This is a genomic window from Paenibacillus medicaginis, assembly GCF_042138635.1.
Taxonomy (GTDB): Bacteria; Bacillota; Bacilli; order Paenibacillales; family Paenibacillaceae; genus Paenibacillus; species Paenibacillus medicaginis.
Genome location: NZ_JBHIRY010000010.1, coordinates 54226 through 66816, shown reverse-complemented (window position 1 = coordinate 66816; position 12591 = coordinate 54226). Strand labels below are relative to the sequence as shown.

Annotated in this window: 9 protein-coding genes and 1 pseudogene; 3 read left to right on the top strand and 7 right to left on the bottom strand. The window is 47.5% G+C overall.

What is annotated here, in order from left to right:
• Positions 1-53: 53 nt before the first annotated feature.
• From helD to ACE5LO_RS12460, 3 genes are all read right to left on the bottom strand, one after another.
• Entirely contained in the window at positions 54-2471 is a 2418-nt protein-coding gene (gene helD, locus ACE5LO_RS12470) for an RNA polymerase recycling motor HelD (RefSeq protein WP_375520350.1), read from the bottom strand.
• 306 nt (positions 2472-2777) lie between these two features.
• The gene (locus ACE5LO_RS12465; protein WP_375520349.1) at positions 2778-3428 is read right to left on the bottom strand and encodes a glycosyltransferase; all 651 of its coding nucleotides are present in this window, start codon (positions 3426-3428) and stop codon (positions 2778-2780) included.
• A 144-nt stretch (positions 3429-3572) separates the two neighbouring features.
• Entirely contained in the window at positions 3573-4421 is an 849-nt protein-coding gene (locus ACE5LO_RS12460) for a helix-turn-helix domain-containing protein (protein WP_375520348.1), read from the bottom strand.
• A 134-nt stretch (positions 4422-4555) separates the two neighbouring features.
• Here ACE5LO_RS12460 and ACE5LO_RS12455 point away from each other — a divergent pair, with 134 nt between their 5' ends.
• Positions 4556-5653: a glycoside hydrolase family 88/105 protein gene (locus tag ACE5LO_RS12455; protein WP_375520347.1), complete on the top strand. Its 1098-nt coding sequence runs from the start codon at positions 4556-4558 to the stop codon at positions 5651-5653.
• An 84-nt stretch (positions 5654-5737) separates the two neighbouring features.
• Here ACE5LO_RS12455 and ACE5LO_RS12450 read toward each other — a convergent pair whose 3' ends face one another.
• Together ACE5LO_RS12450 and ACE5LO_RS12445 are read right to left on the bottom strand one after the other, a co-directional pair.
• On the bottom strand, positions 5738-7993 hold the full coding sequence (locus tag ACE5LO_RS12450; protein ID WP_375520346.1) for an ATP-binding cassette domain-containing protein: 2256 nt from the start codon (positions 7991-7993) through the stop codon (positions 5738-5740).
• Between the two features lie 268 nt (positions 7994-8261).
• Positions 8262-8444, bottom strand: a complete 183-nt coding sequence (locus ACE5LO_RS12445) for a hypothetical protein (RefSeq protein WP_375520345.1) — start codon at positions 8442-8444, stop codon at positions 8262-8264.
• 424 nt (positions 8445-8868) lie between these two features.
• Here ACE5LO_RS12445 and ACE5LO_RS12440 point away from each other — a divergent pair, with 424 nt between their 5' ends.
• On the top strand, positions 8869-9183 hold the full coding sequence (locus ACE5LO_RS12440; protein WP_375520344.1) for a putative quinol monooxygenase: 315 nt from the start codon (positions 8869-8871) through the stop codon (positions 9181-9183).
• Between the two features lie 136 nt (positions 9184-9319).
• On the opposite strand, the pseudogene ACE5LO_RS12435 reads toward ACE5LO_RS12440, so the two are convergent.
• A pseudogene (locus ACE5LO_RS12435) lies at positions 9320-9673 on the bottom strand (HAD-IC family P-type ATPase); the annotation flags it as partial.
• Between the two features lie 469 nt (positions 9674-10142).
• Positions 10143-11390: an MFS transporter gene (locus ACE5LO_RS12430; RefSeq protein WP_375520343.1), complete on the bottom strand. Its 1248-nt coding sequence runs from the start codon at positions 11388-11390 to the stop codon at positions 10143-10145.
• A gap of 252 nt (positions 11391-11642) precedes the next feature.
• On the opposite strand from ACE5LO_RS12430, the gene ACE5LO_RS12425 reads away from it, so the two are divergent.
• A complete protein-coding gene (locus ACE5LO_RS12425) occupies positions 11643-12467 on the top strand; it encodes a MerR family transcriptional regulator (RefSeq protein WP_375520342.1) in 825 nt (274 codons plus the stop codon).
• Positions 12468-12591: the final 124 nt, after the last annotated feature.

The window sequence follows — 12591 nt, the reverse complement described above, 5'->3', positions numbered from 1 at the left end:
TGTTTGCTGGCTAATGTACAGCAGCTTATCGCGGCCGACATCCCCTTGATCTGTCAATATGGCGCTTTCTCGTATAAATTTGCAGACAATGCCTGCACAAACGGCGACCAATCACCTGTCGTGTAAAGATGCAGCCGGTGCATGGCCCGCGTACACGCCGTATACAGAAGCTTGCGTTCATTGTCGCGGCCGTAAGCTTGAGGGGAAGCCTCATAAATCAGAACGGCATCAAACTCAATGCCCTTGGCAAGATATACGGGAATGATCATTACTCCTTTCTCAAAGGCGACCGTCTCCTTCGTAATGAGCTGTAATGCTTCGCCTTCTTGCATCCGTAATGATTCAAAGGCAACGCGGCTTTCGGCCGCTGTCTTCGTAATGACGGCAATAGAGTCGAAGCCTTCGGCTTTAAGTGCCGCAATGTCCTCCAACATTCGCTCATCACGCTTCTCTCCGCCTTCTAACGTGACTAGAAAAGGTTTCGGCCCGCTCCTTGCAAAGGGGACGATTTCCGCCCCATCAGAGAGCAGTGCCTTCGTGAATTCCACAATCTCCCGAGTTGAACGATAACTGCGCACAAGGAGGATCAAGCTTGTTTCGGCTTCACCATAAAGCTGAAACAGCGGCGAATCAGACTCCTGCAGGTTGGTAGCCTGCATAAAGATCGCCTGCCCGAAATCGCCGAGCACCGTCATGCGGGCACGGGGAAACAGTTTTTTGAGATACTCATATTGGAACGGCGAATAATCCTGCCCCTCATCGACGAAGACATGCCGAATCTCCGTGTTCGTGCGGACACCTTCGATCAGTTCTTTTAAATACAAATACGGAGTCACATCCTCATAAAATAATTCGAGCCGATCCAGCTTTTCTTTCGTTTGCTTGCAGATTTCAGGCCATAGAACAGGGATTTCGATCTCATTCGTCTTCTCCAGATAAGCAGCTTCATCGTCAAATAATTGGGCGTACAGGCCCTGGACATCGATAAACGCAAATTTCCTCACACTTTGCCTTAACGGTTTGAAGCCCATCTTCACGATCCTATGGCTGAGCAAATCTTCCTCGCGCTCGGTGAAGTCAAAGTCACCTTCATCTCCCCGGCGCTTATTGCTTATTTTCTCGTAAACTGCGGCGTAATGCTCGGCAATGTCAAAGACCTCCCTGTCCTTGTGCAGCTCACCGAAAACTTCCGCATATTGCTCGTTGTCGAGATATTGGAGCTCCTCCTCTACCCAGGACGCCATGCGCTCTTTGCGTTCCAGTTGTGCCAGCTCCTTCAGAAGCCATTTCTGCAGCAGTTCAACACGATTGGCCAAGCGCAAGGAGGGGTCATAGCTGTAAAATTGCAATCTCATTTGCTCCGCGGTGATCAGATCACGGTCCCGAAAGCGAATGCCGTTGAAAAGCATGCCTGCCTGCCCCAGCCACAAGGCATAGTTTTGCAGGGTTTTCGAAAAAGCCTCGGACGCCTTGTACTTCATCCCTTGCAGGCGAGCCTCATAATGTGGAGCTGATTGTGCGGTCAGCACATATTCGATCTGATCGAAGGCATCCTCCAGACCTAAGGATGAACCAAGCCAATATTCAAGATACTCCTGTAAAGTCGTCTGCTGCATGTTCTCCTCGCCGAGCTCCGGAAGGACGGAGGATACATAACTGTTAAATATCGGATTCGGTGAGAAAAGAACGATCTGGTCAGCCTTAAGCGAATCGCGGTTTTTGTACAGCAAATACGCTACACGCTGCAAGGCTGCGGAGGTCTTCCCGCTGCCAGCCGCCCCCTGCACGATAAGCAGCCGGCTATGATCGTTGCGGATGATGGCATTTTGCTCCTTCTGGATGGTGGATACGATACTCTTCATTTGCGAGTCCGCGCCTTTGGCCAGCATTTGTTGGAGCAGCTCATCGCCAATTGTTACGTTCGCGTCAAACATATTACGGATTTGTCCATCGTGAATCTGATACTGCCGTTTCAGTTCCATCGTACCCGTGATCCGCCCGCCCGGCGTGACGTAAGAGGCTGTACCGGGGGAATGATCGTAGTAGAGACTTGCTATGGGAGTGCGCCAATCATACACCAGGAAGCTCAATCCATCTTCAGCGACGAAGGAAGATACGCCGATATAAATCTGCTCGCTCAGGTTCTGGCCATCCTCCAGAAAGTCGATGCGTCCGAAATACGGAGATGGCAACAGCCGATTTAAGCTCTTCCATTGTTGCGTCAGAAGCCGGTGGCCACGCTCCCGTTCGGATAACACGGCAGCCTGTTGTTTGATTGTATAAAATGTTTCCTCAAATTCTTCGTCCGTGCTCGTGTTAACCGTAACTTCTTCCCAGAACCGCCTGCGAATCTCAGCAGCCTGATCGTGCAGCCCGGTAATCTCCGGTTCCAACTCGTCAATCCTTGCTTTCAGCTTTTCCCTGACCTGATCCAGCCGTTCTTGCTCTGTCCGCCATTCCTTCTCCTCCATGTTTTCTAGACACACTCCTTTTCAATCTAGTCTGCAAAAAAGGGCATTGACAAATCAGCGGTCACTGGTATAAAATAAAGTTAGGAAAAGTAATTAATATACCGTTCTTGACATGATTTTCAATCGCGCTACCGATTATAACATAGCGCTTTTTTGTGTTCAAATGTTTTTTTGTGCCTTGGCTTATATGCCAAGCTTTTTTTGTTTTCCGCATAATCTGAACACCAATAAAAAAGCTTTTCATAGTCACCCTTTCGGGCGATTATAAAAAGCTTAAACTGCTTTGCAGCACCTATCGCGTTCTGTTTAAAATTTTCCGGGGAATTGTTTGACAATGCCTTCTGTCAGGATATCCGCTAAATGAATCATATGGATCTCGTTTCTGTCGGTTGCTGCAATATCTGCTTTCCAATCTCCTTTGAGACAGTCAAGGACGATTTCCGTAATCAACTGAAGGTGTGTATACAGCATATCCTGCAGCACTTTAAACTGCCAGTTCGGATTCGCTGTGCTTAAAAATTTGGCGATATCGTCAGCATTTCTATGCCAATCCGCCTCTAGCTTTTTCACATCCGTCTGATTGCCCGCTTTGGCCGCCGCTACAATTTTCCCTGCGATTAGAATATGCTCTCTCAGAAGATCAGCCAGCTTATTGCCGGCGGCTTCCCCGTAATAAGGTTTGATTATATTGCCTATGTCCTGTTGGTTCCGCAAAAGCCGGTCCAATACGTCCTTCTGATCTGGGAGATTCGATATGGCGCTGACAATATAACTTCTTGTCCATATCGTATGGTCGATCCAAGCTTTCCGCATATCGCCCTGCAGCTGCACCATTTTGGGGCTTAGACAAGCCAAATCCTTTTCCGCGCCTGCCTTCGCTTGCACGGATCCTGCTGGTATCATGCTAACAACAAGCGCCAAGGTTAACAGCAATGCCGGCAACCATTTACTTTTCACATTCATCTGCTCCTCCGTACGTTTGGAAACAAACCAATTTGTTATATTATGGTTGAAATATCCGATTTTATACAGAGTATTACATCCTCATTGACCGAGGGCCCATAGAGTCCCGGCACCGGAATATCAAGCAGCATTTTATTTTTATATTCTCCGCGTCTCCCTTTTCCTTCTATAATGCAGTGGCGCATGGCCCGTGACCGCCTTGAACACCCGGCCGAAATGCGTCACGCTTCCGAAGCCCACCTTGCTTGCGATCAGGTTCACCTTCATGGAAGAGCTCTCCAGTAGCTTCTTGGCTTCCTTGATCCGCACGCTGTTCATATACTCTACAAACGCGAAGCCTGTCGCCTCCTTGAAGGATCGGCTCAAATAATAAGGACTGATATAAAACCTGTCCGCCAGTAAATGAAGCGATAGTTCTTCCATGTAATGCTCGTTAATGTAGCGGACGATCTCCGATACTCGTTCGTGCATGGGACTGGGCGATGCCAGCGGCTCTGCATCATGCTGCCGGAAGTGTCTACAGCACAGGATGAGCAGCTGCACGGCAAGCGTCTGGGCAAACAATTCGAAGCCCTTTCCGCGTTCCTGCATCTCTTGAATCATCGCTCTGGAAAGAGCTTCGATCGGCTGCCTAGTGCGCAAGGAACCGTTCATAATCAGGTAATCCCGTTCCAACAAAGGCTGAAGCGCTTCCTTATGAGAACCATCCGGTGAAAAAAAACGTTCATGCATATTGATAATGAGCCGCTCATGCTTCGGCCGCTCCGCATTGGTCGTACGGTGCAGAATATTGGGAGCGATAATGACGACATCGCCTTCGCTAATGGTAATTGTCCGGTCTTGAATAAAAATTTCCCGCTTGCCGGACATCAGATAATAGATTTCGTAGGTACTGTGAAAATGGCTCACCGGCATATGGTGGCTTAACGCTTTCCGGTGGGATACCTGGAATGTGCCTGTATTATTTTCGAAATATAGATCTCCCAAGCCGCTCCCCTCCCCTTCCGTATCTGTTGTTTATTATACCGCAAGAAATAAGAAGAAAAGGAGACATTCCGCAAAACATGTACATATTCCGGTGCTAGAATAGGAGTACAAATAACCAAGGAGGAAGGATACGCATGCAAACCGCTTCATCCCTTATGACCCCGATTCAATGGGCGCTAAAAGCCTGCGAAGCATTAATGAATAAATTCGAGCCGGAAAATCTTCCGCCAGACCGGTTCCACTACCATCAAGGCGTCTTCCTGTCAGGCATGGAGAAATGCTGGCGGCAGACCGGAGAACAAAAGCTGTACGACTACATGAAAGGGTGGGTGGACAGCCAGATTCTTGAGGACGGCAGCATCAAAAAGTTTATGTCCGACGAACTTGACGACATACAGCCCGGCGTGCTTCTCTTCACTCTCTACGAGCAGACAGGAGACGAGCGGTACAAAAAAGCGCTGCACACGCTGGTGCCCTTGCTGAAATCCTGGCCAACGAATCCATCCGGCGGATTCTGGCACAAGGGACATTATCCGAACCAAATGTGGCTGGATGGCTTATATATGGCCGGACCGATCGCTGTGCAGTTCGCCAAAACATTTGACGAGAGCGATTATTTTGACATGATGGCCTTCCAGGCGCTGCTCATGGAGAAGCATACGAAGGACCCTGTCACAGGTTTGCTGTACCACGGCTGGGATGAAACCAGGCAGGCCAAATGGGCCGACCCCGTTACGGGCCTTGCACCGGAGTTCTGGGGCCGTGCCATCGGCTGGTATCCCGTCGCCTTGCTTGAAATGTTCGAATACATGCCAGAGGATCATCCGGATAAAGCAAAGCTCGTAACCATTGTACAGGATCTGCTTATCGCTCTGACAAAGTATCAGGATCCTGCCACCGGATTATGGTATCAAGTCGTAGACAAAGGCGACCGCCCGGATAATTGGCATGAAAACTCCTGCACGGCGCTGTATGTGCATGCCATTGCCAAGGCTGTCCGGTTCGGCTATCTGGACGCCAAATACATGGATTATGCCTGGAAAGGCTACCAGGGCGTCATCGATACGCTGCAGTTCGACGAGAACGGCAACGTCGTGATTGGCAACATTTGCATCGGCACGGGAATCGGCGACTACGCCCACTATATCGCCCGTCCAACCAGCGAAAACGACCTGCACGGAGCAGGCGCCTTCATCCTCATGTGCGCAGAGATGAATCTGGCGGATAAATAGGTCATGGTAGTTTTTAAACCCAACTTGTAAAAACAGATCACTTGGGGGCATATAGATACCACCTGAGTGATCTGTTTTATATTATTATTTTAAATATCTACCCGTGATTGACTGCTCCGCATGGATGATCTGTGCAGGTGTGCCCTCGAACACTACCAGGCCGCCCTTGCTGCCTCCGTCCGGTCCCATATCGATGATCCAATCTGCCTGGCTGATTACCTCGAGGTTGTGCTCAATGACGATCACCGTATTGCCGGCATCCACAAGGCGGTTCATGATTTCCAGAAGGTGACCGATATCCGACATATGCAGTCCGGTTGTCGGCTCGTCCATCACGTAGATGCTGCCCTTCTTATGCAGTTCGCTTGCCAGCTTGATGCGCTGGCATTCCCCGCCCGAGAGTGTGCTGAGCGGCTGGCCGAGCGTAATATAATTCAGCCCCACATCACTCATCGCCTGCAGCTTGCGCACGACCTCTTTAAGCTCAAAAAAATCCAATGCCTGCTCCACCGTCATCTCCAGCACTTCTGCAATGGACTTGCCGTTCAGCTTGTACGCGAGCACCTCTTCCTTGTACCGTCTGCCTTCACATACTTCGCATGGCAGCTTCACGCTGTCGAGATATGCGAGGTCAATATACACTACACCCAGCCCTTGGCAGTTCTCGCAAGCCCCCTTGGAATTGAAGCTGAACAGGCCCTGGTCGACTTTGTTCGCGGAAGCAAACGCCTTGCGCACATCATCCATAATGCCAGTATAGGTTGCAGGATTCGAGCGTGTTGACACGCCTATCGCCGATTGATCGATGACGATCGCATCCGGATGCTGTCTGAGAAATACTTCGTTAATCAGCGTACTCTTGCCCGAACCGGCGACACCCGTAACGACAGTCAGCACTCCGGTTGGAATATCTACGCTCACATTGCGCAGGTTGTGCAATGTGGCATCCTTGATGGACAGCTTGCCGGATGGCTGTCTGCAATCATGCTTCAACTGGAGCGGCTGCTTCATATAGGTGCCTGTCAGCGTGTTGGCCTTCAGCAGACCTTCGTAGTTTCCTTCGTACACAATGGACCCGCCGTGGCTGCCAGCGTGTGGCCCGACATCGACGATATGATCCGCAACCTTGATCACATCGGGATCATGCTCGACGACAATCACGGTATTACCCTTGTCGCGCAGCTTCTGCAGCAGCTCATTCAGCCGGTGTACATCACGGGGATGCAAACCAACGCTGGGCTCATCAAAAATATAAGTAACATCCACCAGACTTCCGCTCAGGTGCTTCACCATCTTGACACGCTGCGACTCGCCGCCGGACAATGTATCTGTCTCGCGGTCCAGTGTCAAGTAGTCAAGTCCGATATCCACCAGATGCTGCAGCCGCTCCGTCAGAGACTTGACGATTGGCACGGCGACAGAATCGTCAATCTCCCGAATGAAGCGAATGAGCTGGCCGACCTCCATGGAGGACAGCTCCGCAATGTTAAGTTCGTTGATCCTGCAGCCCAGCGCTGCCTGACTGAGTCTGGCGCCATGACAGCTGGAGCAGGGACCCTCGGAGATGAACGGCGCAACCGTTTTTTGTGTACGCTCGGACTTCGTCTTCACATCCTGCTTGATGTATTTATTGGTGAACTTCTCAATGACGCCTTCCACGGTAATATTCGTTGCCTTCCCGGCGAAATCCATCTTCACTTTCCTTGCCTTGGCGTATAACAGCTGTTCCAATTCCCCAGCCGAATAATCGCTCAGCTTCTTGTCGGGATCGAAGTCTCCCGACTGTAGAAGCATATTCCATTCCCAGCTGTCTACCGAATATCCTGGCAGCATAATCGCCCCTTCATTAAGCGACTTGGACATGTCCACCGCTTTGCTCATGATGACACACAGACTGCGGCCGATCCCGTTGCATTCGGGGCACATACCTTGCGGATCATTGAACGAGAACATGTTCACTCCTCCAACATAGGGCTGACCCACTCGAGAGAAGAGAAGGCGGAGAATGGGTGAGATATCGGTAATCGTGCCCATCGTGGAATGGGAACCGCCGCCCAGCCGCTTCTGATCCACGATGACAGCCATGCTCAGGTTCTCGATCGCGTCTGCATCCGGCTGCGGTAAACGTGGCAGAAAGGTGCGGACGAATGTGCTGAAGTTTTCATTCAGCAAACGCTGGGATTCAGTGGCGATCGTATCGAAGACGATCGATGACTTGCCGGATCCGGATACCCCGGTAAAGATCGTGATCTTCCGCTTGGGGATGCGTAAGGATACGTTCTTAAGATTGTTTTCCCTTGCACCCGAGATGATGATATATTCCTGATTAGCCCCGCTCATACTTAACTCCTTCCTATGGTTCGTACTTCAGTACTTGCTGTAGAAAGCCACCCGATCTTGAACTGGGCTCCATTTAGTGACGATTTGATTATAGGACACCATTTGGTGTCGTGTAAATTAGCCATTTTAAATGACTTTTATCAATAAAAGCGCCACTGACAGCCTTGATTTGTCAGTGGCGCTCACATTAGGGGTATATGTACGGCAGTTGAATTTTGCTTTGTTTTCCTTGTATAAGACCATTCTAATAAAGTGCATATAATTCTTTTCAAGTCCACTTCGCGGCTTGCTGGACCTTTTTTCTTTTGCGTGAATCAAGAATTTGCTTTAGTTTAGGACGTTCCCGCTTACGCTCTTCCAACAACAGCTTGACTCCCCGAATCAGAAGCCGGTATCTCATGTCATCGTCATGGTCAAGTTTGTGCATCTCTTCGAAATAATTCTTTTTCACTTACAATCTCACTCCATGCTTCTCTCAATTTTTATTTTAATAGTACCATATGACCCTAGACAATTTCTAAACATGACCAAGGAACTATATATTCAGGGTCTTATAACCTAAAAAACTTAGGCCATCCGTGGTCGGATGGCCTCTGCCGAATAGAATATCATTGCAGTTATTGACTTTTAAAGTCGAAAATCTCATCAACAGCTTGATATTACTGTTCCCTTCATTGTATAAGAATAAGGGGCTGTGTCCCATACATCCGTTAACCAGTTTCCCCTCTCCAATGATAAAAAAACAAAGTTATTGTTGTAAAGAGCTCCGAAATCGAAGGCTGTTGCTTTTTCATCGTTATCCGCATGCATATACCGATGTGGTCATGCAAATGCTAATTTCTCTGAGTTTAAAGAGAATTTGAAAGGAGAAAAACATGGCACTTCAAAACCAACCCGCGTACATCATCAAGATGCGCGCCAAGCCCGGAAACGGCGACAAGCTGTTCGAACTGGCTACCATCGGCATGGAAAAGTCTGGCGCGTCCGACCGGTTCATCATCCTTCGTGAGGACGACGACCCGGATGTGCTCTGGAACGTCGAGGTATTCCGGTCCATCGAGGCAAAGGAAAGCTACGAAACCAGCGCCCTTGCCGACGAACTCCGTGACGAGATCATCGATCTCCTCGCCGAGCCGCCAATGCGCATCCCGGTCCATCCGTACTCCGCTCTGCCGCTCGACCCAGCGTGAACTGCCCGCCGGGATGCAGATGAACGGCCTGAAGCATCTAACGAGGGGTAATACCAGCTTAGCTGATACCATCCGCAGTTGCGTATTAACAGAAAAATGGGGCTGCTCATTATACTTCGTAGCAGCCCTTTACTTTTCATTCTTTCATGCGCATGAGTCGTAAACTGTTTAATGCAACCAGGAGCGTTGCGCCCATATCAGAAAGGATGGCAATCCATAGCGTGAGCCAACCCGGAATAACGAGCAGCAAAGCAATCAACTTAATTGCAAGTGCAAAAGTGATATTTTGTTTGATGATGCGGAGTGCACTTCGGCTTAGTTTTATCGCGAAAGGCAGTTTTCTTAGATCGTCACCCATCAAAGCCACGTCTGCTGTTTCCAGCGCCGTGTCTGTACCGGCTCCGCCCATGGCGATGCCAACCGTGGATGCAGCCAGCGCCGGGGCATCATTGACCCCATCCCCAACCATCGCTACGTTCCCGTAATCGGATCTCAGCCGTCCGATTTAACGTTTTGATCTGCTCGTAAATAGTCGAAAAAGGATATAAAAAAACACCACTTAGGGATAGTTCCCGAAAGGTGTCGAATGAAAAATGGGCGCACTGATCGTCCGAATATTTACTTGATTTTTTGAGGTTATACAGGAGGAATTTTTTTGCTACATCCAGCCATCACAGTAAGGTGACGGCCCCTCACAGACATCAAAAAGCAACATCGGGTACATGATAGTCTCCTATCTCAAAGCCGCCGCAATTTAAAAAGGTTATCACGCCCTTTTAGTATCTCTTGAATATTTCGTTGCGGCAGCGCCACTTGGTTAATTAGTGAGAGCCATGATGTTAATGAAATAGAGCCAGCAAGTTAATAAGGAGAGCCATCAGAATATGAGGGCTCTCTCATTTACAATGTTCAACTATCATTCCCGTTATTTCGTTAAAATTGTTGCCGACGGGTTATTTTTAGGCACATTCCGATCCTTCCTTTTGAAAGGTAGTCCCGCTTTCTCCGGCTTTCAGCAACGCCTTATTGAGCCGGAGTGCGCAAGTCATAATCAGCACCAAAGCTCCGGTTGCCAGCAAAAGCCATTCAATTGAAACCACATCAGCGAGCGGACCATACAGGAGCATTCCTAAGGGAGTCAGGCTACTGGTCATCATAGTTATTATGCCAAACACTCTACCCCGATATTCCGGTTCAACCTTTTCCTGCAACAGCACTACAGCAGGTGTGTAGAAGATATTTGCCGACACACCACATAAAACCATAAATAGAAGGTATAAGCCGAAATTAATCGGTAATCCTATACCGATGGTCGTTATACCCATGATAAGCCCTGCCAACGCCATGGTATGGACTTTGTTTTTCAGTCCTCCCCAGACTGCTATAACAATCCCACCAGCCAGCACACCAACCGAGTAGGTCATTTCGATTGCGGTGAGTCGCCAAACATCGCTACCAAAGGTTCTAGTGATTTGGAGAGGGGTTAACAGTTCCATCGGTGCAGCTAAAAAATCAAAAGCAGCAAAGAACACAAAAACGTTGCGCAGGTATCTGTTCCTAAAAATATAGGAAAGACCTTCTTTCAAGTCACCCATGTAGTCCGGTGCTTTCGCCATGTCCACTTTCTTTTCCTGTTTAGGTAGCTTAAAAAAGACCAGCATAGAAATTATTGCTATGGCAGCGGTTATCACATCAATAAAGAATATACTTTCAATGCTGGCGAATCCCATTAATGCGCCGCTGGCCATAGGTGACAGTAGCGTAATCAAAGATTGAATTGAACTGTTAATACCACCAATTCTGGTCAGATGTTCATTCGGTATAATATCCGGTAGTAGTGCATTCACGCTAGGAGTTTGTATCGCTGCTCCTAACGCACGAATAACCGATGCAACAAACAATAACCAGATAGAGTCATGCCCCGTGAGAAACAGGATTGCCAGCACCAAGGTACATGTTGCAATACCACCATCAGACAGCATGATTAGCTTCTTGCGATCATACCGATCAGCCCATACCCCTGCAAATGGGGATAGGAGAAAGGTCGGCAAAAATCCGCAGATAATAGTCAACGTGGCATAAATGCCTGATTGTGTTTTGAGGGTGACATACCATGTAATAGCAAACTGCACAAGAGATGAACCAAAAAGGGATATCGCTTGACTTGCGATAAAAATCCCAGCATTCTTTTTCCAATTTTTTTGCATAAAAACTCTCCTCATAATTCAATGAACCAATGTGTTGTTTATAACAACGAAATCACAGAAATCAATCTGCATTCTTGACTCAAATTAATAATTATAAGATAAAGTATTCTGTAGCTGGATAGTCAATAGGAAAGCTCAAAAAAAGAGAATGACTATTAAACCCTTTTAATACAGCTAAAATTTATCTTTTATATATTTGTTATAACGCATTATTTAGTATACTGTAACTGGATAGTAGAAAGGAGATTGAAAATGAGTACAATCCAAAAAACTTACTTTAAGACAGGAGAATTTGCCAAGATTTGTGGAGTTAATAAAAAAACCCTCTTTTATTATGATGACATTGGACTGTTCCAGCCTTCTATCACAGATGAAAAAGGGTATCGTTATTATTCATACCATCAAATAAAAGTATTTTATACCATTGCCAGCTTAAAAGAATTAAATATGCCTCTTAAAGAGATAAAAGCCTATCTGGATATAAGAACACCAGAGCTAATTGTTAATCTATCAAAGCAGAAAATTATAGAGGTCGATAGAGAAATTGAACAGTTGAATTATATTAAACAAATTCTGGAAGAATATATCAATCTTACGAACCAAGGAATGCAGGCTGATATTGATAGAATTATATTAGAAGAACAAGAAGAAGAAGCCATTATTTGTAGCGGTTTATTTACCGAAGACAGCTCAAATGACTATTGGAAATGGCTGTGGGCTTTTTATAATTTTGAAGCCAACATGTCGTCACAGGGAACCTCTTTTGCTGGCATAATGCAGGCAAAGGAAAAAATCCTAAGTGGCAATTATAATGATAGTTCTTACTTTTTTGTAAAAATAACCAACAAGCAAGATCGTCCGAATACCCGAATAAAACCAAAAGGATTATACGCTGTTGGTTACCATCGAGGGGGATATGGTAGCATGGGAGAAGCATATGAAAGAATGCTTGCCTTTTTAGAGAGAAACCACCTTCAAATGGGGAGCTTTGCTTATGAAGAATATCTGATAGGTGAAGATACTGCAAGGAGCAAAGAGGACTATGTAACAAAGATTACCATGGAAGTAGAGATGTAAATAGATACTTGGAATCTGGGGAGCTTCACAAACCGGCAAGCAGGGCAAGTGTATTGACGCATGCGGGATTCAATATCCACAATCAGATTGATCTTGGGCCGTTCCTGTCCTTTTGCGCGGAAGC